Origin of the sequence: Parahoeflea olei (assembly GCF_001703635.1) — a bacterium.
In the GTDB taxonomy this organism is placed as follows: Bacteria; Pseudomonadota; Alphaproteobacteria; order Rhizobiales; family Rhizobiaceae; genus Hoeflea; species Hoeflea olei.
On the sequence record NZ_LQZT01000005.1, the window covers coordinates 42,710 to 63,773 of the forward strand.

Annotated in this window: 17 protein-coding genes; 1 reads left to right on the forward strand and 16 read right to left on the reverse strand. The window is 66.0% G+C overall.

All coding sequences use genetic code 11. The annotated features are described in order from the left end of the window. Positions 1–3: 3 nt before the first annotated feature. The 6 genes from AWJ14_RS05510 to AWJ14_RS05535 all read right to left on the reverse strand — a co-directional run bounded on the left by AWJ14_RS05510 (position 4) and on the right by AWJ14_RS05535 (position 7,250). Positions 4–870: an outer membrane protein assembly factor BamD gene (locus AWJ14_RS05510; protein WP_066176054.1), complete on the reverse strand. Its 867-nt coding sequence runs from the start codon at positions 868–870 to the stop codon at positions 4–6. A gap of 182 nt (positions 871–1,052) precedes the next feature. Beyond that, positions 1,053–2,006 carry a UDP-3-O-acyl-N-acetylglucosamine deacetylase gene (gene lpxC, locus AWJ14_RS05515; protein ID WP_066176057.1) on the reverse strand — a complete coding sequence of 318 codons (954 nt, stop codon included), beginning with the start codon at positions 2,004–2,006 and terminating at the stop codon, positions 1,053–1,055. Positions 2,007–2,298: 292 nt separating this feature from the next. Beyond that, the gene (gene ftsZ, locus AWJ14_RS05520) at positions 2,299–4,011 is read right to left on the reverse strand and encodes a cell division protein FtsZ (RefSeq protein ID WP_066176060.1); all 1,713 of its coding nucleotides are present in this window, start codon (positions 4,009–4,011) and stop codon (positions 2,299–2,301) included. A 58-nt stretch (positions 4,012–4,069) separates the two neighbouring features. Then, a complete protein-coding gene (gene ftsA, locus AWJ14_RS05525; RefSeq protein WP_066176062.1) occupies positions 4,070–5,398 on the reverse strand; it encodes a cell division protein FtsA in 1,329 nt (442 codons plus the stop codon). Beyond that, entirely contained in the window at positions 5,395–6,144 is a 750-nt protein-coding gene (locus AWJ14_RS05530; protein WP_245304139.1) for a cell division protein FtsQ/DivIB, read from the reverse strand. Before AWJ14_RS05530 ends, ftsA begins: the two co-directional genes overlap by 4 nt. Before the next feature lie 167 nt (positions 6,145–6,311). Then, entirely contained in the window at positions 6,312–7,250 is a 939-nt protein-coding gene (locus AWJ14_RS05535; protein ID WP_066176071.1) for a D-alanine--D-alanine ligase, read from the reverse strand. A gap of 307 nt (positions 7,251–7,557) precedes the next feature. Between AWJ14_RS05535 and AWJ14_RS05540 the strand changes: the two genes are divergently transcribed. Beyond that, complete coding sequence (locus AWJ14_RS05540; protein WP_066176075.1) at positions 7,558–8,685, forward strand: DmpA family aminopeptidase; 1,128 nt, start codon at positions 7,558–7,560, stop codon at positions 8,683–8,685. Positions 8,686–8,710: 25 nt separating this feature from the next. On the opposite strand, the gene AWJ14_RS05545 is transcribed toward AWJ14_RS05540, so the two are convergent. From AWJ14_RS05545 to AWJ14_RS05590, 10 genes are all read right to left on the reverse strand, one after another. Next, entirely contained in the window at positions 8,711–9,568 is an 858-nt protein-coding gene (locus tag AWJ14_RS05545) for a GGDEF domain-containing protein (RefSeq protein ID WP_066176078.1), read from the reverse strand. Between the two features lie 153 nt (positions 9,569–9,721). Then, positions 9,722–10,570 carry a GGDEF domain-containing protein gene (locus AWJ14_RS05550; RefSeq protein WP_066176081.1) on the reverse strand — a complete coding sequence of 283 codons (849 nt, stop codon included), beginning with the start codon at positions 10,568–10,570 and terminating at the stop codon, positions 9,722–9,724. 291 nt (positions 10,571–10,861) lie between these two features. Next, on the reverse strand, positions 10,862–11,839 hold the full coding sequence (gene murB, locus AWJ14_RS05555; RefSeq protein ID WP_066176084.1) for a UDP-N-acetylmuramate dehydrogenase: 978 nt from the start codon (positions 11,837–11,839) through the stop codon (positions 10,862–10,864). Beyond that, complete coding sequence (murC, locus tag AWJ14_RS05560) at positions 11,836–13,242, reverse strand: UDP-N-acetylmuramate--L-alanine ligase (RefSeq protein WP_066176087.1); 1,407 nt, start codon at positions 13,240–13,242, stop codon at positions 11,836–11,838. The genes murB and murC overlap by 4 nt, the downstream gene beginning before the upstream one ends. Then, the gene (gene murG, locus AWJ14_RS05565) at positions 13,239–14,366 is read right to left on the reverse strand and encodes an undecaprenyldiphospho-muramoylpentapeptide beta-N-acetylglucosaminyltransferase (protein WP_066176089.1); all 1,128 of its coding nucleotides are present in this window, start codon (positions 14,364–14,366) and stop codon (positions 13,239–13,241) included. The genes murC and murG overlap by 4 nt, the downstream gene beginning before the upstream one ends. A gap of 4 nt (positions 14,367–14,370) precedes the next feature. Beyond that, positions 14,371–15,525 carry a putative lipid II flippase FtsW gene (ftsW, locus tag AWJ14_RS05570; protein WP_066176091.1) on the reverse strand — a complete coding sequence of 385 codons (1,155 nt, stop codon included), beginning with the start codon at positions 15,523–15,525 and terminating at the stop codon, positions 14,371–14,373. Further along, positions 15,518–16,939 (reverse strand): UDP-N-acetylmuramoyl-L-alanine--D-glutamate ligase, encoded by a 1,422-nt coding sequence (murD, locus tag AWJ14_RS05575; RefSeq protein ID WP_066176093.1) that lies wholly within the window; start codon positions 16,937–16,939, stop codon positions 15,518–15,520. Before murD ends, ftsW begins: the two co-directional genes overlap by 8 nt. A gap of 3 nt (positions 16,940–16,942) precedes the next feature. Next, positions 16,943–18,046 carry a phospho-N-acetylmuramoyl-pentapeptide-transferase gene (gene mraY / locus AWJ14_RS05580; protein WP_066176096.1) on the reverse strand — a complete coding sequence of 368 codons (1,104 nt, stop codon included), beginning with the start codon at positions 18,044–18,046 and terminating at the stop codon, positions 16,943–16,945. Between the two features lie 23 nt (positions 18,047–18,069). Beyond that, positions 18,070–19,506 (reverse strand): UDP-N-acetylmuramoylalanyl-D-glutamyl-2,6-diaminopimelate--D-alanyl-D-alanine ligase, encoded by a 1,437-nt coding sequence (locus tag AWJ14_RS05585; RefSeq protein WP_066176099.1) that lies wholly within the window; start codon positions 19,504–19,506, stop codon positions 18,070–18,072. Next, positions 19,503–20,972: a UDP-N-acetylmuramoyl-L-alanyl-D-glutamate--2,6-diaminopimelate ligase gene (locus AWJ14_RS05590; protein ID WP_083220056.1), complete on the reverse strand. Its 1,470-nt coding sequence runs from the start codon at positions 20,970–20,972 to the stop codon at positions 19,503–19,505. Before AWJ14_RS05590 ends, AWJ14_RS05585 begins: the two co-directional genes overlap by 4 nt. Positions 20,973–21,064 lie beyond the last annotated feature (92 nt).

Here is a 21,064-nt window from a genome sequence, read left to right on the forward strand (position 1 = left end):
GCTTCAGGCGCCGACGAGGCGGGCCCCGGCGCGCGAAATCCAGGAGCCCTTGTTTTCCCGTGGCTCAAGGCCCTTGGTCTTCAGGAGCTTGTAGGAATCCGCATACCACTGGCTGTCGGGGTAGTTGTGCCCGAGCACGGCCGCCGCCGTCTGTGCTTCGCTTTCGAGCCCCATCGCATAATAGGTCTCGACCAGACGCGCGAGCGCCTCCTCGATCTGACGGGTATTGGGATAGGTCTCCACCACCTGGCGGAAGCGGTTTGCGGCCGCGACATATTCCTTGCGTTCGAGATAGTAGCGCCCGACCTGCATTTCCTTGCCGGCGAGCTGGTCGCGGGCATAGCGGAGCTTGGCCTGGCTGTCCTCGACATATTCCGAATCGGGGTAGCGCTCGATCACCTCGGTAAAGGCGGCGATGGCGCGCTGCGAGGTGCGCTGGTCGCGCGTCACTTCCGGGATCTGCCGGTAGTAGGACAGGCCCACGATGTATTGCGCGTAGGCCGCGTCCTCGTCATTGGGATAGAGGCTCAAATAGCGCGAAGCGGTGTTGATCGCCTCGGTATACTGGCCCTGGCGATAATTGGCGAAGGCGTTCATCACCATCGCCTTGCGCGCGAATTCCGAATAGGGATGCTGCTTGTCGATCGCCTCGAACTTGCGGCTGGCCTCGGTCAGCTGGCCGGCCTGCAGGTTGGCCAGACCCTGGTTGTAGAGCACGTCGGCCGGCTCCACGGACTGCGCATAGGCGGTAATGTCGATGTCCTGATCCGATTGGCACGCGCCAAGCAGAGACGAAACACCAGCCAGCCCGGCGACCAAGAACGCAACCCTTACCGCGCGCCCGCGCTCGCCCATGACGGAAGACAACATCGTACAAAACCTTTCAACTGCCGCTGAAGCATTCACCCCACGGAACCAGACCCGCGTTTCTACTCGGAAAAGACCGGACTTCGCAACGTCATGATCGCGCTTTGCCGCAATTTTGTGGCAGAGCCGCGGTCGAAAACAGCCGCATGGAAATGATTTGCGCAGGCCTGTCGGCGCCGGTGGACTCAGATGTCCCAGGGGGCGAAAGTGGCGGCATTGACGGCCACCAGTTCGCCATGGCGAACCGTGTTGCGCCGCGCCGGTGCCTCGACCACCTCATAGGCCGAATGATCGGCCAGCAGCGCCCGGAGCGCCAGCGCATTGAGCTTGTGGCCGCCGCGGTAGCTGCGGTAGCAGCCGATGAACTGTGCACCGGCGAGCGCCAGATCGCCCACGGCGTCGAGCGTCTTGTGGCGGACGAATTCGTCGCGGTAGCGCAGGCCTTCGATATTGATGACCTTGCCGTCGTCGCCGATCACCACCGAGTTTTCGAGCGAGGAGCCGAGTGCGTGGCCCGAAGCCCAGAGCCGCTCGACATCGCGCATGAAGCCGAAGGTGCGGGCGCGGGCGAGTTCGCGGCGGAAAGTGTCGGCCGTGACTTCGCCCTTCCAGGACTGGCGTCCGATCAGCTGCGTGTCGAAATCGATGTCGATTTCGAAACGGGTGCCGTTGTGCTGCGTGAATTCGGCCCAGGATCCGCCCATTTCGATGCGGACCGGCTTGATGACGCGCACATAGCGACGCTTGACCGGATGATTGATGAGGCCGGCGCTGTCGAGTGCCTCGATGAACACGGCGGCGCTGCCGTCCATGATCGGCACTTCGCTGCCGTAAAGATCGATCGAGATATTGTCGACGCCGAGCGCATAGAGCGCAGCCATCAGGTGCTCGACGGTGGCCACCGAACGGTCGGGTGCGCGGCCGAGAAGCGTGCACAGATCGGTGGAGCCGACCTGCGAAGAGACGGCGCGGACGCTGATCACTTCACCGGAAGAATGGTGCCGATTGAAAACGATCCCGGTGTCGGGATCGGCGGGATGGAAGGAAATGGAGACGTTTTCGCCTGAATGAACCCCGATACCGGACAGCGAAACGGACCGCGAAATCGTGGTTTGAAGACCAACTATATTGCCACTCATAAGGCCCGCCATTTCCCGCATGTTTTGGCACGGCCACTCATGGCCATGTTGCCCCCGAAATTCCAGAGCAATCGCACGTTACCCCCACGTGACCGACTGCCCCAACCCCTTGTTGTCGATCCGCAAGATATGATGTCAGTCCGGAGTTTCCAAATCACGCTTTTTTTCCTTCTGTTACGACACTGTAACGTGACGCCTCCCGGAATACTCCAAATTTAACAATGAGTTAGAAAAACGGCGTGGCGACCTCGCAGCCGCCACACCGGAAATGTTACACACTGTTACCGGCTGCTCACTTGCTCTGCCGGCGCAGGAACGCGGGAATCTCCAGCTGCTCGTCGTCGTGACTCGTGCGCGCCTGCGGCGTCACCCGGCCCTGGTCGTCGAGCTGCCCGCGACGCGGTGCATAGACGCTTGCCTCGGGCGACAGCGGACGCCGTGCCTGGGGGGCCGGAGCGGCCTGGGCCGCAGCCGCATGATCGTCTTCCTCGCGGCGGCCGAGCGAATTCGACAGACGCTTGAGCAGACCCATCGGACCGCGTTCGTCGCCCTGGGCATGGGCCTGCAGGCGGTGCTCGATCTCGGCCTTGACCACCGGCGGGAAGTCCTCGACCCGGGGCATGCGCACGGGCTCGGGCTCGGCGCGCATCACTGGCGCCTGCGGAACAGGCTGCGGGGCGGGGGCGGGTGCGGCCGGGCGCGGGGCAGCGGCCATCGCGGGTGCGGCAGCAACCGGCTGCGGGGCGGCGACGCTTTCAGCGGTGCCGGTGAACAGGCGGCTCTGCGGCTGGAAACCCGGCTGGGCGGCTGCCTGCTGGGGCCGGGCCATCTCGGCCTGGGTGGCGATGTCGAGTTCGCGCTCCAGTTCGGCTTCCGCCGACAGGATGGTGTCGGCAACCGGATCGCGGGGAGCCGGGGCCGGAGCGGCCTGCGCCACGGGAGCCGCGGCCGGGCGGGCGGCCTGCGGCTGCGGGGCAGCGGCCGGACGGACAGCCGGGCGCGGCGCCGTCATCGTCGGACGCTGCTCGACGGCACCTTCCACGCGGTCGATGCCGGTGGCGACGACCGAGACGCGAATCAGGCCTTCGAGCGCTTCGTCGAAGGTCGCGCCGAGGATGATGTTGGCGTCGGCATCGACTTCCTCGCGGATGCGGGTTGCCGCCTCGTCGACTTCGAACAGCGTCATGTCGCGGCCGCCGGTGATCGAGATCAGCAGGCCCTGCGCGCCCTTCATCGTGGTTTCGTCAAGCAGCGGGTTGGCGATCGCGGCTTCGGCAGCGGCCATTGCGCGGCCTTCGCCCGAGGCTTCGCCGGTGCCCATCATGGCGCGACCCATCTCGCGCATCACCGAACGGACGTCGGCGAAGTCGAGGTTGATCAGGCCTTCCTTGACCATCAGGTCGGTGATGCAGGCCACGCCCGAATAGAGCACCTGGTCGGCCATCGCGAAGGCGTCGGCGAAGGTGGTCTTGTCGTTGGCGATGCGGAACAGGTTCTGGTTCGGGATGACGATCAGCGTATCGACGCATTTCTGCAATTCGTCGATACCCGATTCGGCGAGGCGCATGCGGCGCTGGCCTTCGAAGTGGAACGGCTTGGTGACGACGCCGACGGTCAGGATGCCCTTGTTGCGGGCGGCCTGGGCGACCACGGGAGCAGCCCCGGTGCCAGTGCCGCCGCCCATGCCGGCGGTGACGAAGCACATGTGGGTGCCGTTCAGGTGATCGTTGATCTCGTCGATGCATTCCTCGGCGGCCGCACGGCCGACTTCGGGCTGCGAGCCGGCGCCGAGGCCCTCGGTCACGGCAACGCCGAGCTGGATCAGGCGATCGGATTTGGACATGGTCAGCGCCTGGGCGTCCGTGTTGGCGACGACGAAGTCGACGCCCTGGAGCCCCGCATTGATCATGTTGTTGACGGCGTTGCCGCCGCCGCCGCCCACACCGAACACCGTGATGCGCGGCTTCAGCTCGGTGATATCCGGCTTCTGCAAATTGATGGTCATGGCACCCGTTCCTTCCTTGTCACATGGCCGCACCGCCGCGTGGGCCAATTCGATAGATTCAAAAACTTTCCTTGAGCCACTGCCCCATCCGGGACAGGCGGCCCCCCGCACCGGCCATGGCGGCAAAGCCGCCCTCGCCTGCGCCGTGGGATTCGAGATGGGCGACCTGCGGATAGATCATCAGGCCGACTGCCGTAGAGAATGCGGGTCCCTTGGCCGCGGCCGGAAGTCCGGAGACCCCCAGCGGACGGCCGATGCGGACATTCCGCGCGAGGATCCGCCGCGCCGATTCGCTGAGGCCGGTGAGCTGGCTGGCGCCACCGGTCAGCACGATGCGTTTGCCCACGAGCGCCGAATAGCCCGACTGCTGGATCCGGTCGCGCAGCATTTCCAGGGTTTCCTCGACGCGTGCCCGCACGATGCGCGAGACCAGCCCGCGCGGCACATGGGTCGGAAGGTCCCGCTCGTCCTCGCCGATCGGCGGGATCGAGATCACGTCCCGGTCTTCGCCGGCCTGCGGCAGCGCCGAGCCGTGCACAACCTTGATGCGCTCGGCATCGTCGAGCCGCGTCGACAGACCGCGCGCCAGATCCATGGTCACATGGTGGCCGCCGAGCGCGATCGCGTCGGCATGCACGAGCTTGCCCTCGACAAACACGGAAATCGTGGTGGTGCCGCCGCCCATGTCGATGGCGGCGCAGCCCATTTCGGCCTCGTCGGAGACCAGCGCGGCCAGTCCCGAGGCATAGGGCGTGGCGACCATCGCCTCGACCGTGAGGTGGGCGCGGTTGATCGACAGTTCGAGATTCTTGAGCGGTGCGCGATCGGCCGACAGCACATGCATGTCGACGCCGAGCACATCGCCATACATGCCCGCGGGATCGGCGATGCCGCGCTCTCCGTCGAGCGTGTAGCTCGAGGGAAGCGAATGCAGGATCGCCCGCTCGCTGCCCTGGCCGAGGCGCGTGGCGGCATTGACCACCCGCGCGAGATCGCCGGCGGCGATTTCATGCCCGCCCAGATTGACCGAGGACGAGTGGATCTCGCTCTTCAGCCGGCCGGCGGTGACGTTGACGATCAGGCTTTCCGCGGTGACGCCGGCCATCCGCTCGGCCGCATCGACGGCGAGACGGACCGAGCTTTCGACCGCGTCCATGTCGGAAATGACGCCGGCTTTCAGCCCGCGCGACTTCTGGTGGCCGAGGCCGATGATCTCGATCCGGTGGGTGCGGCCGGCGAGCAGCTCGCTGCCTTCGACGGGCGTCAGCCGGCCGATCATGCAGACGACCTTGGACGAGCCGATATCGAGCACGGTGACGATGCTGACGCGCTTGTTCGACAGCGGCTTGAGCCGGGGCAGCACGGACGAGGGGCGGAAGAAACTCACGATCTGCTCTCCGCCTTGATGGCCTTGGCGCGGGCTTCCAGCGCCTGCTTGCGACGCTCGAAGGAGGCCTCGGAAAGCTTCAGCGTCACCCGGTCGGCAAGCCGCAGGTCGACGGCGGTGATGTCGCGCGACAGCACGTCCCGGCCGGCATCGAAGGCGGCGAAGCGGTCGAGCGCAGCACCGATATTGTCCTCGGGAAGGCTGAGCGTGACGCCGTTGTCGAGCCTGAGATCCCAGCGCCGGTCGGCGATGCGGATGGCGGCCTTCACCCGGGCGCGCAGCTCCGGGTAGAACAATAGCCGCGCTTCGAGTTCGTCGGCGGCGCGGTCGGCGCCAAGCCCCACATAGAGCGGCAGGTCGGCATGGCGGGCGCCGGTGAGCGGGGCGATCACGTCGCCGCGCGCATCGATCAGCGAGAGCATGTCGCCATGTTGCCAGATGCCCACCGGCTTGCGCTCGGTCAGCACCACCGACAGGCCGCGCGGATAGATCTTCTGCACCTGCGCATCGGTCACCCACGGCAGTTCGAGCAGCTTTTCACGCGCGGCATGGGCGCTGATGGCGACCACCGAGGTGGAGCCGTCGAGGCCGAGCTGCTGCAGGATATCGATGTCCGAGGTCTCGACATTGCCGCTGACCCGCACATCCTCGAGCGCGAAACCCGCGCCCGTGGTCACGGCCTGGGTGACGGAGTGGGTGTGGCCACCGAGCGCCATGCCGTAAACGCCGGTTGCGGCCAGAAACACGCAAGCCGCCACCGATCCGGTATGCGGGCGGATGCCGACACGGCCGGTCGCGAGAGCGGTGAAATAGCGCGCCGGACGACGCAGAAAACGCGGCAGAACAAAAGCGCCCGGGAACGCTTCGCGTCCGGACGCCGACACCACCTGGGCGGCTCTGCCTTTGTTTTCCCTTATCGACGGCACGACGCGTTCTCCACCATCCAACTGACAAATTCTTCAAACGAATGGCCCGCCTGCAGGGCCATTTCGGGCGCGAGAGATGTCGGTGTCATGCCGGGCTGGGTGTTGATTTCGAGCCAGATGACCTCCCCGTTCTCGGAAAATCGGTCATCGTAACGGAAATCTGACCTGCTCACGCCGCGACAGCCGATCGCTTGATGCGCCTTCAACGCCAATTGTCGTATTTTTTGGTAAACAATTGGTGAAATTTCTGCCGGGCAGACATGTTTGGAGCCGCCGGCGACATATTTCGAATCGTAATCATAAAAGTTGTGCCCTTGCGGCACGATCTCGGTGACCGCCAGCGCCACGTCGCCCATGACGGTGCAGGTCAGTTCGCGCCCGGCGATGTAGCGCTCGACCATCACCTCATCGCCATAGTGCCATTCGGAGGAGGCAAGAATCTGCGGCGGATGGCTCTGGTTTTCCTGGACCATCACCACACCGAAGCTCGAGCCTTCGCGGACCGGCTTGACCACATAGGGCGGCGCCATGGGATGGGAGGAACCAATGTCGTGGCGGTTCATGACTTTCGATTCCGCCACCGGAATGCCCACGCCCTTGGCCACGATCTTCGACAGCCGCTTGTCCATGGCGAGCGCGGAGGCGGTGACGCCCGAATGGGTATAGGGAATGCCCAGATATTCAAGCACGCCCTGGATCGTGCCGTCCTCGCCGAAGGGGCCATGCAGCGCATTGAAGGCGACATCGGGCTTGAGGTCGGTCAGCACCGCAGCGATGTCCTGTCCCACATCGACGCGGGTGACGCGGTAACCCGCGCGCTCGAGCGCATCGGCGCAGGGATTGCCCGAGGCGAGACTGACCGGCCGCTCCGAGGAAAAGCCGCCCATCAGCACGGCCACATGTTTTTTCGCTGCCTCTGAAGTCATTCAGGTCCTCGTTCCGTCCCGGTTCCGGGTCCGCTGATCGCCATTCCGGTCGCGCTTGTGGTGATTCGGCCTAACCCGTACCACGTTGAAAGCACTCAGTTACAGGCCAGAATAACCGGCGAAGGTTGCGCCAAGCCATCCTGTTGCATCGCGGACCGGGCCGTTTTGCGGCGAAGGCGGACAAACTTCGACCGTGCGGAAGCTTGCATGACCCGCGCGGCCCTTCCCATCGGCTTGCGCCGCAACGGACCAGCATGGCATCCATAGGATCCGCGCAATCATCCCGAGCCGACAAGGACCAAAGCCCATGCCAAGCCATCCCCTGCCCGACGCCTGGTCGACCACGCCTTCGGGCAAGCTTCGCGCGCGCGGGCTCGGGCTGCCGTTCGAAGGCCTCTGCGGGCCGTGCAACGCCATCACCGACGTGCCCGGCGTCCGCGTCGGCTACGTCACCCTCATCGAGGGGCACGGGCCTCTCAAGCCCGGCAAGGGTCCGGTGCGCACGGGCGTGACGGCCATCGTCCCGCGCGAAGCGGAACGGATGCACGAGCCGCTGTTTGCCGGTTTCTTCAGCCTGAACGGCAACGGCGAACTCAGCGGCACGCATTACATCGAGGAAACCGGCAAGTTCGGGCTGCCGATCACCCTCACCAACACCCATTCCTGCGGGATCGCCCGTGATGCCACCATCCGCTGGGCGGTCGATCGCCTGGCCGACCGCTTCCATGACGACTTCGCCCTGCCGGTGGCGGCGGAAACCTATGACGGCTTCCTCAACGACATCAACGGCTTTCACGTGCAAACCGGGCACGTGCTCGAGGCGATCGAAAATGCGCGGGGCGGCCCGATCGAGGAAGGCAGCGTCGGCGGCGGTACCGGCATGAAGTGCTTCGGCTTCAAGGCAGGCTCCGGCACCGCTTCCCGGCGGGTGAGTCAGTTTGGCGCGGACTATACGGTCGGCGTGTTCGTGCAGGCCAATTTCGGCACCCGACGGCATCTGACCATTCTCGGCCGGCCCGTCGGCACCGATCCGGAGCTTCCGCAGATGCGCGAGAACACCGCCGACACCGAACTGAGCTCGATCATCGCCGTGATCGCCACCGATGCCCCGTTCCTGCCGCACCAGCTCAAGCGTCTGGCGCGGCGGGCGACCTTCGGCATCGGCCGCACCGGCGGCATGGCCAACCACGGATCGGGCGACCTGTTCCTCGCCTTTTCCACCGCCCATGACGATCCGGGCGGCGGCGCCCTGCGCAGCCTGAGCTTCATCCCTGACGAGGATATCGATCCGTTCTTCGAAGCGGTGGTGCAGGCCACCGAGGAAGCCATCCTGAATGCCATGATCGCCAATGCGGACATGACCGGCCGGGACGGCAATTTCGTGCCGGCGCTGCCGCATGCGGCGGTGCGCCGTGCATTCGGGCTTCAGCCATGAGCCAAGATCATGCCCGTCGGCCGTGTCAGCCCGCCGAGGCCCGGGGCGCGGCGGCTGCGACAACCTCCCGCTCCGGCACCGATCCGGTGTCGTAGCACAGCTCGATCCGGTCGCGGCCCAACGCCTTGGCGGCATAGAGCGCCTTGTCGGCGCGCGAGAAGGTTTCCCGGAAACTCTGCCCCGGAAGCGCACGGGTGACCCCGCCGGAGATGGTGGCATTGATCGCGGCCGCGTCGATGCTCACCTTGAGCCCGGCTATCCGGATCCGGGCAAGTTCGCCGAGCGCGGTGAATTCGGCGAATCCCAGCTCGGCGCTGAACACGGCAAATTCCTCGCCGCCGATACGGCCGCAGACGCCCCGCCCGGCAAACACCGAGGACAGCGTCGCGCCGACCTTGACGATCACCTCGTCCCCGGCGGCGTGACCGTAGCGGTCATTGACGAATTTGAAGCGGTCGATGTCGACCACCATCAACACCTTGTCGCGGTCGCAGGCTTCGAACTGTTCCAGGAAGGACCGTCGGTTGGCGAGCCCCGACAACACGTCGGTGCGGCTGAGAAGCTCGAGTTCGGCGCGCGACACGCTCAGATCGTAGATCGCAAATCCGATCACCGCATAGGCCACGACCGCGACCGAAAAGGCGATCGCCGGCGTGAGCATCGTGGCCGTGATGAAGCCATCCATCAACGTGTAGGGAAGCAACCCCACCTGCGCGAGAAGCGCCTGGGAGGAAATGTCGATGGCATAGGCCAGCACGGCGATCTTGCACGCCATCAGCGTCGCCTTGCGCCAGACCTGGAGCGGGGATTCGAATTCACCCAGCGTCAGCTGACGGATAATCCAGTTTTGGGCTCCCGCCACGATGGTATCGATCCAGTTCATCGGCACAATATTAGAACAAGCGGATTAATATAATGCTGCGGCGAATCCGGCGTCCTGGAGCCTTTTACGCGACAACGCGGCTTTTGGGATTGAAACGGCTGCGATGGTGAACCCGGGGTAAACGGCCAGTCGCGGGCACCGGCCCGGAACGGATCAGGCAAACCCGGCGCGGACAGTCTCCGGCCAGACGGCCAGCGTCACCGAAATCGGGACCGGCCCGGCCGGCTCCTCCAGGGCGGAATCGACGATGCGGTTGCGCCCGCCGAACTTGGCCGCATAGAGCGCCTTGTCCGCAAGGGAAAAGGTTTCACCGAAGCTCTTCCCGCTCGGCCCCCGGGCGATCCCGCCCGAGACGGTGATTCCGAAACCGGACGGGCCGATCCGCAGCCTTTCCACCCGAGAGCGGGCGCGCTCCGCGAGCACCGCGAACTCGTCTGCCGCCATGTCGGCGGCGAACACCGCGAATTCCTCGCCGCCGATGCGGGCGCACAGGCACGGCGCGGGAAAGACCTCCACCAGAACCGCAGCCACGCTGGCAATCGTCACGTCGCCGGTGATGTGGCCATGGGTGTCGTTGATGGCCTTGAACCGGTCGATGTCGAACACGGCCAGCATCCTGTCACGCGTGCAGCTATCGAAGGTCTGGTGAAACGCGCGCCGGTTGGCGAGCCCGGACAGCATGTCCGTTCGGCTCAGCCGTTCGAACTCCGCGCGCGAGACGCCGAGATCGTGGATCGCGAAGCCGACCACGAGATAGGCTCCGACGGAGAGGATGAACGTGATCGGCGGCGTCAGCACGATGGCCAGGATCAGCGCGGCTCGAAAATCGTACTGAAGAAGGCCGACGCTATAGAGCAGCAGATGTGCCGCCAGATTGAGAATGAGGGCCAGAACGGAAACCTTCAGCGCGACCCAAACCGACTTGCGGCCCACGTCCCGATAGGAACGGAACTCGCCCACCATCAATTGTTTGAGAATCCAGTTCCGGACGATGCCGACCATACATGTGCTCCTTCAGGCACACAGTGGTAGGCCCGGTCGCCTTAACATTGTCCTGACACCCGGCAAGGGAAGCGCAGCCCTTGGGCCGGATCGACATAATTCAAGCTTGAAACAGATGCTATGGTGAAGAGACGGTAAACGACCGGCCTTGCGGCACTTGGCGCAAGGCGCGGCAGCACCCCGCGCGAGGATGCTCGCACGCGGGTCCGGATGCGGCATCACGCCCCCGCGTGGGCACGGTCTTGAAAGGCCGGTGCAAGTCGGCACAAAGGACGCCCGGCGGCTGCGGCCTCAGACCATCTGGCCCAGGAACTCCTGCACCAACTGGCCGGGCTCGAACAGGCCGAGCCGCTTGATTTCCCAGTCGAGCCGGACACCCGAATTCTCCAGCACCCGCGCACGCACGGTCTCGCCGAGATGCTCGAGTTCGTAGCCTGACGCGGTGCCGGTGTTGATCATGAAGTTGCAGTGCATCGGCGACATCTGCGCGCCACCGATGGTGAGCCCGCGGCAGCCGGCGTCGTCGATCAGCTTCCAGGCGGAATGACCGGGCGGGTTCTTGAAGGTCGAGCCGCCGGTCTTCTCGCGGATCGGCTGCACCGTCTCGCGGTGGTGCTGCACGGCGTCCATCGCGGCACGGATGTCGTCCTGTTCGCCGGGTTCGCCTTCGAAGATGGCGCGGGTGAAGATCAAGTTGGCGGGCGCCGAGGAATGCCGGTAGGCATAGCCCATCTCGGCATTGGAAAAGACGTGTCGGGCGCCCTTGCGGTCGATCGCATGCACCTCGACCACGCGCTCGCGGGTTTCCACCCCATTGGCGCCGGCATTCATCCTGAGCGCGCCGCCGATGGCGCCGGGAATGCCGTGATAGAAGTGGAAGCCGGCGATGCCTGCTTCGAGCGCGACCGCGGCCACATGCTTGTCCGGGCAGGAGGCGCCGGCCGAAATCCGGGTGTCGGAAATCTGCTCGGCCTGGCCAAAGCCCTTGGCCGAGAGCCGGATGACGACACCCGGGATGCCGCCGTCGCGCACCAGCAGGTTCGATCCGATGCCGACCGGCAGCACAGGCACGTCTTCGGGCAGCGCGGCGAGAAAGCCTGCAAGATCGTCCTCGTCGGCCGGCTGGAACAGCAGTTCCGCCGGTCCGCCGGTGCGGAACCAGGTGATCTTCGACATCTCGGCATTCGGCGTCAGCCGGCCGCGCACATCGCCGAGCCGGCCTTCGAGCGTCGCGAGCAGCCGCTCGCCATCGACCTGAAGCGGCTTCATGCCTTGCTCCCGAGATCCGGTTCGGGCTTGAGCGCCGCGAGTTCCTTGGGCAGTTGGTTGGCCCACTGGGTGATGGTGCCGGCGCCCAGGCAGACGACGTAATCGGTGGGCTTGGCGATCTCGGCGATCAGTGGCGCCAGCGCCTGGGGTCCGTCGATCAGCCGCGCGTCGCGATGACCGCCGGCCTTGATGCTGGAGACGAGTTCGGCCGCGCCGATGCCTTCGATCGGGTCCTCGCCCGCGGCGTAGACCGGAGCGATGATGACCGTGTTGGCATCGTTGAAGCAGGCGGCGAAATCGCTGAACAGGCTTTCGAGGCGGGTGTAGCGATGCGGCTGGGCGACGGCGATCACCCGGCCCGCGCAGGCGTCGCGCGCGGCGGCGAGTACCGCCTTGATCTCAACCGGATGGTGACCGTAATCATCGAACACCTCGACCCCATTCCAGGTGCCGGTATGGGTGAAGCGGCGCTTGACCCCGCCGAACTGGCCGAGTCCGCGGGCGATTTGTTCGGGCGTGAGCCCAAGCTCATAGGCGACCGCGATCGCGGCCACCGCGTTCGACACATTGTGCTTGCCCGGCATCGGCAGCCTGAGGTCCTTGAGCTCGACCTTGGCGCCGGTCTTGCGGCTGTGGATCACCACGTCGAACACCGAGACCGGCCCGTCCATGCGGTGCGGGTTGGTGCCATAGGTGATGACGCGGCGGTCCTCGATGCGGCTCACAAGTGCCTGCACTTCCGGGTGGTCCAGGCACATCACGCCGAAGCCGTAGAACGGCACGTTCTCGACGAACTGGCGGAACGCCGCCCGCACGGCGTCGAAATTGCCGTAATGGTCGAGATGTTCCGGGTCGATATTGGTGACAATCGCAATGTCGGCGGGCAGCTTCAGGAAGGTGCCGTCGCTCTCGTCGGCCTCGACCACCATCCACTCGCCCTCGCCCATGCGCGCATTGGTGCCGTAGGCATTGATGATGCCGCCATTGATCACGGTCGGGTCGAGCCCGCCGGCCTCAAGCAGCGTCGCCACCATCGAGGTGGTGGTGGTCTTGCCGTGGGTGCCGCCGATCGCGATGGCGTTGCGGAAGCGCATCAGCTCGGCCAGCATCTCGGCGCGGCGCACCACCGGCAGCAGCCGCTCGCGCGCGGCCACCAGCTCGGGATTGGTCTTCTTGATCGCGGTCGAGACCACCACCACTTCCGCCTCGCCGAGATTGGCGGCGGAATGGCCGATGAAGACTTCGATGCCCTTGTCGCGCAGCCGCTGCACATTGGCGCTGTCGGACTGGTCCGAGCCCTGCACCTTGTAGCCGAGATTGTTGAGCACCTCGGCGATCCCGCTCATGCCGATGCCGCCAATGCCGATAAAATGGACAAGGCCGATGGTCTGCGGCATTTTCATGCGGACGTGCTCCTAAACTGGTCGATGCTGATCCCCTCCGCAATAGCTTCTGCGAGATTGGCAAGCAAGCGCGCGGCGTCGGGTTTTCCCGTCGCCTGGGCGGCCGCGGCGGTGGCGGCAAGGCCGGCGGGATCGTTCATCCGGTCGGCGATCATCTCCGAAAGAAGCTGCGGGCTGAGATCCGCCTGGCGCACGACGCTGGCCCCGCCCTTGGCCATCAGCGCCGCCGCATTCGCCGCCTGGTCGTGGTCGAGCGCATAGGGATAGGGCACCAGGATCGCCGAGCGGCCGATCACCGCGATCTCCGACACGGTCGAGGCGCCCGAGCGCGAGATCACCAGATGCGCGGCGCCGATGCGCGCGGCCATGTCGGTGAAGAACGGCGAGACCTCGGCCTTGACGCCGAGCTCCTCGAGCCGTGCGCGCACATGCGGCTCGTCTTCCGGCCGGGCCTGCTGGGTGAGCTCGAGCCGCGGCCGCAGATCGTCGGGCAAAAGCGCGATCGCCGCCGGAATGGCGTCCGAGAAGAACTGCGCGCCCTGGCTGCCGCCGAACACGACCAGACGGAACGGCTCGCCGTCCATCGAGGGCTGATAGGGAATGGCCGCCGCCGCGATCACTTCCGGGCGCACCGGGTTGCCGGTGATCACGGTCTTGGCCGCATGCGTGCCCTTGCCTTCCGGCAGGAAGCCGCCGGCGATCACCTTGACGCGTGACGCGAGCGCCTTGTTGGCGCGGCCCATCACCGCGTTCTGCTCATGCAGCATCGAGGGGATGCCGGCATTCGACGCCGCGATCAGCGGCGGGATCGTCGGATAGCCGCCGAAGCCGATCACCGCGTCGGGCCGGATCCGGCGCAGAAGCGCACCGGCCTCGCGCACGCCCTGGAACAGCGTCCACAGCGATTTGACGACCTTGAGCGGATTCTTCGAACCGATGGTGGCTGAACGGACCACATGGATCTCGGAAGCCGGGAACTTGCCGGCAAAGCGCTCGGCGCGGCTGTCGGTGACGAGATGCACGCGGTGGCCGCGGGCGATGAGTTCATGCGCCAGCGCCTCCGCGGGAAACAGGTGGCCGCCGGTGCCGCCAGCCGACAGCAGGAAGAGTTTGCTCTGCTCCATGATGCTATTCCGCCGCTACGCCCGCCAGCGGCCGGTACATCACGCGCGGCTTGGCCCGGGTTTCGGGCCGCCGCCGCGTGAGCGCGAGCAGGAAGCCCGCCGTGATCGCCACCGCCACCATCGACGATCCGCCATAGGAAATCAGCGGCAGCGTCATGCCCTTGGCCGGCAAGAGTTCGAGATTGACGCCGATATTGATGAAGGACTGGAAGCCGATCAAAAGCGACAGGCCCGCGACCGCCAGCCGGGTGAAATCGTCCTGCTCGCGGCTCGCGCGCACAAGTCCGCGGATCACCAGGAGCGCGAACAGCAGGACCAGCACCATGCAGAAGACGATGCCGAACTCCTCGGCCGCGACGGAGAAGACGAAGTCGGTGTGGCTGTCGGGAAGGATGCGCTTGATCGTGCCCTCGCCCGGCCCCTGGCCGAACCAGTCACCGCGGATGATCGCCTCGCGCGCGGTGTCGACCTGGAAACTGTCGCCCTCGCCGAACAGGAAGCCGTTGATGCGCTCGGCCACGTGCGGAAACATGAAATAGGCCGAAATCGCACCGGCGGTGGCGGCACCGCCCAGAAGCACGATCCAGAACCAGGACATGCCGGCCATGAAGAACATTCCGCCCCAGATCGCGGTGGTCAGCATGGTCTGCCCGAAGTCGGGCTGCGCCACGAGAAGGGCTGCGACGATGCCGAACAGGATGATCGCGAACAGGTTTCCGGGGATTTCGGGATGCCGGGAGCGTTCCGAGAACAGCCAGGCGCAGATCACCACGAAAGCGGGCTTCATGAATTCCGACGGCTGGATCGAAATCCCGAGGATCGAGACCCAGCGCCGCGAGCCCTTGATCTCGACGCCGAAGAACAGCGCCAGCACCATCAGGAGGATCGATCCGGCGAGCAGCAGCAACGCCATCCGCCGCACCTGCCGCGGGCTCAGGAACGAAACCGCGAACATCACCACCAGCGCCGGAATGAGGAAGATGCCGTGGCGCGTGACGAAGTGGAAGCTGTCGAGACCGAGACGCTCGGCCACGGCCGGGCTGGCCGCGAACGAGAGCATCAGCCCGATGCCCATCAAGCCGATAAAGGCCGCCAGAAACAGGCGGTCGATGGTCCAGAACCAGTCGGCGACCGGTCCGCGCTCGACGCGGCTAACCATGCTGTTCTCCCTTGGGTTCGACATCGATGAGCATATCAATATCGTCTAAAGCAGACACCAGGCTTACGAAGGCGTCGCCGCGGACCTCGAAATTGCGGAACTGGTCGAAGCTTGCGCAGGCCGGCGACAACAGCACCACCGGCATGGCGTCGCCGTCGTGGGCCGCGTCCGCCGCCGCAGCAGTCACTGCGTTCTCGAGCGTGCCCGAGATCTCGTAGGGCAAATGCGTGCCGATGGTGGCCGCAAACCCCGCCGCCGCCTCGCCGATCAGATAGGCCTTGGCGATGCGTCCGAATTCCGGCTCGAGCGCGGTGATCCCGCCGTCCTTCGGCAGGCCGCCGGCGATCCAGTAGATGCGCTGGTAGCTCTTGAGCGCGGGCAGCGCGGCCTCGGCATTGGTGGCCTTGGAATCATTGACGAACACCACCCTGCCCCGGCGCGCGACCGGCTGCATCCGGTGCTTGAGGCCGGGAAAGCTCTCAAGCCCGGCGCGGATCTCCGCGTCGCTCAATCCGACGCTGCGGCAGGCGGCGATGGCGGCGGCCGCGTTCTGCGCATTGTGCGCGCCGCGCAGCGTGGCAACGCCCGAAAGGTCGGCGATATCCGTGACCACGCCATCGCGCGCCTCGCGGATCATCGCGCCGTCGGCGAACACCCCGTCCGCGAGCGCATGGTCCTTGGAGACCCGGACGACCCGGCGCCCGCCCGCCTCGATGCGTCGGGCGATGGTCCGGCAGAAGTCGTCGTCGTCGCCGACGATGGCGGTTTCGCTGCGGGCCACCAGCCGCGCCTTGACGTCGGCATAGTGCTCGAACGAGCCGTGCCGGTCGAGATGGTCCGGCGTCAGGTTGAGCAACAGGCCCGCACTCGGGTTGAGCGAGGGGGCGAGGTCGATCTGGTAGGACGAGCATTCGACCACATAGACACGGTCCGGCGCCGGGGGCGCGAGCGTGAGCACGGCGATGCCGATATTGCCGCCCAGCTGGGCGTCGCGGCCCGCATGGGCGACGAGATGGGCAATCAGCGCGGTGGTGGTCGACTTGCCGTTGGTGCCGGTAATCGCGATGAAGGGCGCATCCGGCGCCAGCGCCCGCCGCTCGCGCGCGAAAATCTCGACATCGCCGATGATCTCGACGCCGTTGGCGGTGGCAAGCTCCGCCGTCCAGTGCGGCTTGGGATGGGTCAGGGGAACGCCCGGCGAGAGCACCAGCGTGTCAATCGCGGTCCAGTCGAGCGCGCGCAGGTCGCCCACGGCGAGCCCTTCCGCGCGCGCCGCCTCCACCTGCGCGGGATTGTCGTCCCAGGAGACCACATCGGCGCCGCCGGCCGCCAGCGATCGGGCGGTGGCGAGCCCCGAACCGCCCAGACCGAACAAGGCCACGCGCTTGCCGCGAAAGGTGGATGCCGCGATCATGATTTACCTCAGCTTGAGCGTCGCGAGCCCGATCATCGCGAGGCCCACGGAAATGATCCAGAACCGCACCACGACCTGGCTTTCGGTCCAGCCCAGTTTTTCGAAATGGTGGTGGATCGGCGCCATCAGGAACACGCGCTTGCCGGTCAGCTTGAACGAGGCGACCTGGATGATCACCGACAGCGCTTCCATCACGAACAACCCGCCGATGATCGCCATGACGATCTCGTGCTTGGTGGCGACCGCCACCGTGCCGATCAGCCCGCCGAGCGCGAGCGACCCGGTGTCGCCCATGAAGATTGCCGCCGGCGGCGCGTTGAACCACAGGAAGCCGAGGCCGGCGCCGATCACCGCGCCCAGGATCACCGCGAGTTCACCGGTGCCGGGGACGAAATGGATCTGCAGGTAATTGGCGAAGACCGCGTTGCCGGCGAGATAGGCAATGGCGCCGAAGGAGGCGGCCGCGATCATCACCGGCACGATGGCGAGACCGTCGAGACCGTCGGTGAGATTGACCGCATTGCCCGCGGCCACGATCACGAAGGCGCCGAAGACGATGAAGAACCAGCCGAGATCGAGGAGCAGGTCCTTGAAGAACGGAAACGCCAGCGACGAGCCGAAGCTCGCGCCATTGGCGGGCGAGGCCGCCATCGAGGCCTGCATGATGAAGAACACGGCGATTCCGGCGATCAGGAATTCGAAGCCGAGCCGGGCGCGGCCGGAAAAGCCCTTGTGGCTCTGCTTGGTGACCTTGAGATAGTCGTCATAGAAACCGATCGCGCCGAAGCCGAGCGTGACCAACAGCGTGGTGACCACATAGACGCTCGACAGGTCCGCCCACAGCAGCGAGGAGCCGACAATGCCCGCCAGGATCATCAGCCCGCCCATGGTCGGCGTGCCGGCCTTGAGAAAATGGGTCTGCGGTCCATCGGCGCGGATCGGCTGTCCGCGCCCCTGGCGCACCCGAAGGGAGGCGATGATTCGTGGCCCGAACAGAAACACAATCAGCGCCGAGGTAAACATAGCTGCCCCGGTCCGGAAGGTTATATATCTGAAAAGATTGAAAAACTGGACTTGATCCGCCAGATCCACCAACCAGATGAGCATATTATGCGACCTCTTAGCGTCGTTTATTCTTGCGTGCTGCTGTCAGACACAGCCCGATACTTGTCAAGAAACGCCTTGACGATGCGCCCGAAGCCGATGCCGAGCGACGATTTGATCATGACGACGTCGCCGTCCTGGATGACGGTTGCGAGATGGCCGGCAAGCGCATCCGCATCGTCGCGGTGGACGGTTTCGATCTCCGAGCCGACCGCGGTGCGCAGCGCCTGCATCTCGGGACCGGCCAGGCACAGAAGATCCACCTTGGCCTCGCGCACCGGCGCGGCCAGGTCGCGATGCACGCGCTCGGAGAAGGCGCCCATCTCCAGCATGTCGCCGAGCACGGCGATGCGCCGTCCGCCGGGCCCCACCGGCGTGTCGCGCAGCATCTCCAGCGCGGCCCGCATCGAGACCGGGTTGGCATTGTAGCTTTCATCGATCAGCAGGAAGCTGCCGCCGTGGTCGAGCGCCAGCCGGTGGCGGGCGCCACGGCCCTTTTCTGCGGAGATGCCGGCAAGCGCATGCACCGCCTTGTCGAGGTCGGCGCCCAGCAGGTGCACGGCCCCCAGCACCGCCAGCGCGTTCTGCACCAGATGCCGCCCCGGTGCGCCGATCCTGACGGCCAGGTCGTTGCCACCGACGCGGGCGGTGATGGTCGAGCCATCGGGCTCCAGCTCGCAGTTGAGCAGCCGGTAACCGGATTTGGCGTTCTCGCCGAAGGAATGGACGTTTTTGATGCCGAGCTCGCCGGCGCGCTTCTTGAGCCAGGCGAATTTCTCGTTGTCGCGGTTCAGCAGCACATGGCCGCCCGCATCAAGCCCTTCCATGATTTCGGCCTTGGCCGCGGCGATCTCGCCCAGATTCTTGAAATTGCCCAGATGCGCGGCGGCAATGGTGGTGATGATCGCCACATGCGGACGCACCATCTTGACCAGCGGCCGGATCTCGTCGGGATGGTTCATGCCGATCTCGAACACGCCAAAGGCAGCGCTCTGCGGCATCCGGCCGAGCGTGAGCGGAACGCCCCAGTGATTGTTGAAGGAGGCCACCGAGGCATGCACCTCGCCGCTGCCTTCGAGCGCATGGCGCAGCATTTCCTTGGAGGAAGTCTTGCCCACCGACCCGGTGACCGCGACGATCCGGGCCTCGGAGCGGGCACGCGCGGCGCGGCCGAGGTCCTCGAGCGCGGCGAGCACGTCGTTGACCACGATCATCGGCGAGGTGACGCGGCCGAGCGCGGGCAGTTTGGCTTCCGAGACGACCAGCAGGCTTGCGCCATTGGCCACGGCGACGCTGGCGAAATCATGGCCGTCGAAGCGGTCGCCCTTGATGGCGAAGAAGGCGTCGCCTTCGCTCACGCTGCGGCTGTCGATCGAGATGCCTGTGACGCCCTCGGGCAGCATGCCCAGCGGACGCCCGTCCATGGCCTCGACCATGTCTTGAGAGGTCCACAGCAGGCTCATGCCGTGCGTTCCTTGAGAGCCTTGCGGATTTCCGCATGATCGGAAAACGGCAGCACGGTGGCGCCCACGGTCTGGCCCTGCTCGTGCCCCTTGCCGGCCACGATCAGCGTGTCGCCCGGCTTGAGCATCCCCACCGCGGTGGCGATCGCCTCGGCGCGGTCGCCGATTTCGGTGGCGCCGGGGGCCGCGGCAAGGATTTCGGCGCGGATCGCCGCGGGGTCTTCCGAGCGCGGATTGTCGTCGGTGACGATCGCCACATCGGCGAGGTCCGTCGCGATCGCGCCCATGATCGGCCGCTTGCCGCGATCGCGGTCGCCGCCGCAGCCGAACACCACGATCACGCGTCCGGTGGTGAACGGCCGCACCGCTTCGAGCACGTTGCGCAGCGCATCGGGCTTGTGGGCGTAATCGACATAGGCGGGCGCACCGTCGGGCGTCGAGCCGACCAGTTCGAGACGGCCCGAGGCGCCGGTGAGGCGGTCAAGCGCCGCCATCGCCTGGTCGGGCGAGGTGCCGGTGGCAATCGCCATGCCGGCGGCGACCAGCGCGTTGGCGATCTGGAAATCGCCGGCCAGCGGCAGCTCCACCTCGAAGATGCGACCGTCCAGATGCACTTCGGCGATCTGCTTGTGACGCAGGTGCTCGACCCGCTTGAGGCTCAGGAACCCGCCCTTGCGGCCGACGGTCATCACTTCCGCGCCGGCCCGCTCCGCCACCTCGACGGCGCGGCCTGACCAGGCGTCGTCGGCATAAATCACCGCCGGCGCGCCGCGGGGCAACAGCGTGTCGAACAGCCGCATCTTGGCGGCCATGTAGTCATCCATGTCGGGGTGGTAGTCGAGATGATCGCGACCGAGGTTGGTGAAGCCGGCGACGCTGAGCGCCACGCCATCGAGCCGGCGCTGGATCAGCCCGTGGCTCGAGGCTTCCATGGCCGCGTGGGTGACGCCGGAACTCGCGAGATCGGCGAGCAACTGGTGCAGCGCGACCGGATCGGGCGTGGTCAGCGAGCCGTAATCGACGCGCCCCGGAGCCACCACCCCGGTGGTGCCGATCATCGCCGCCTGCTCGCCGCTCGAAGCCCAGATCTGGCGCAGGAACGAGGCCACGGAGGTCTTGCCGGCGGTGCCGGTGACGGCGCCGATCACCCGCGGCTGCGGCCCGAAAAAGGCCGCCGCCATGCGCGCCAGCGCAAGCCGCGGATCGTCGGCCGTGATCACCGGAACCGACAGCCCGTGAAGACCGGCACCGGCGCCGGCCACAACCGCGCCGGCCCCGCGCGAAATCGCCTGCTCGACGAAAAGCGCGCCGTCCGTCTTCACACCCGCAAGCGCGAAGAACACATTGCCCGGCTCCACGATGCGGCTGTCGGCGGTCAGTCCGGTCACCGGCATGTCGAATTCGGTCGGCGCCGGCGTGACGATGGTCTTGGGCGGAAGAGCGGCAATCAACGCGGACAGTTTCATGAATTTCCCGGGTGTTTGGTTGTCTGAGCAAAGGCGAAATCAGGTGTGCGTGACGATCCCCTGCCTGTCACTTGTGTTATCAGTATGGCTCA

What these genes read in the sequence shown, in the direction of transcription:
- murG (WP_066176089.1), bottom strand. Translation starts at nt 14,366, where the DNA reads ATGGAGCAGAGCAAACTCTTCCTGCTGTCGGCTGGCGGCACCGGCGGC.
- AWJ14_RS05545 (WP_066176078.1), bottom strand. Translation starts at nt 9,568, where the DNA reads ATGAACTGGATCGATACCATCGTGGCGGGAGCCCAAAACTGGATTATC.
- AWJ14_RS05540 (WP_066176075.1), top strand. Translation starts at nt 7,558, where the DNA reads ATGCCAAGCCATCCCCTGCCCGACGCCTGGTCGACCACGCCTTCGGGC.
- lpxC (WP_066176057.1), bottom strand. Translation starts at nt 2,006, where the DNA reads ATGAGTGGCAATATAGTTGGTCTTCAAACCACGATTTCGCGGTCCGTT.
- mraY (WP_066176096.1), bottom strand. Translation starts at nt 18,046, where the DNA reads ATGCTCATCTGGTTGGTGGATCTGGCGGATCAAGTCCAGTTTTTCAAT.
- AWJ14_RS05550 (WP_066176081.1), bottom strand. Translation starts at nt 10,570, where the DNA reads ATGGTCGGCATCGTCCGGAACTGGATTCTCAAACAATTGATGGTGGGC.
- ftsZ (WP_066176060.1), bottom strand. Translation starts at nt 4,011, where the DNA reads ATGACCATCAATTTGCAGAAGCCGGATATCACCGAGCTGAAGCCGCGC.
- ftsW (WP_066176091.1), bottom strand. Translation starts at nt 15,525, where the DNA reads ATGGTTAGCCGCGTCGAGCGCGGACCGGTCGCCGACTGGTTCTGGACC.
- AWJ14_RS05535 (WP_066176071.1), bottom strand. Translation starts at nt 7,250, where the DNA reads ATGACTTCAGAGGCAGCGAAAAAACATGTGGCCGTGCTGATGGGCGGC.
- murD (WP_066176093.1), bottom strand. Translation starts at nt 16,939, where the DNA reads ATGATCGCGGCATCCACCTTTCGCGGCAAGCGCGTGGCCTTGTTCGGT.
- AWJ14_RS05510 (WP_066176054.1), bottom strand. Translation starts at nt 870, where the DNA reads ATGTTGTCTTCCGTCATGGGCGAGCGCGGGCGCGCGGTAAGGGTTGCG.
- murC (WP_066176087.1), bottom strand. Translation starts at nt 13,242, where the DNA reads ATGAAAATGCCGCAGACCATCGGCCTTGTCCATTTTATCGGCATTGGC.
- murB (WP_066176084.1), bottom strand. Translation starts at nt 11,839, where the DNA reads ATGAAGCCGCTTCAGGTCGATGGCGAGCGGCTGCTCGCGACGCTCGAA.
- AWJ14_RS05585 (WP_066176099.1), bottom strand. Translation starts at nt 19,506, where the DNA reads ATGAGCCTGCTGTGGACCTCTCAAGACATGGTCGAGGCCATGGACGGG.
- AWJ14_RS05590 (WP_083220056.1), bottom strand. Translation starts at nt 20,972, where the DNA reads ATGAAACTGTCCGCGTTGATTGCCGCTCTTCCGCCCAAGACCATCGTC.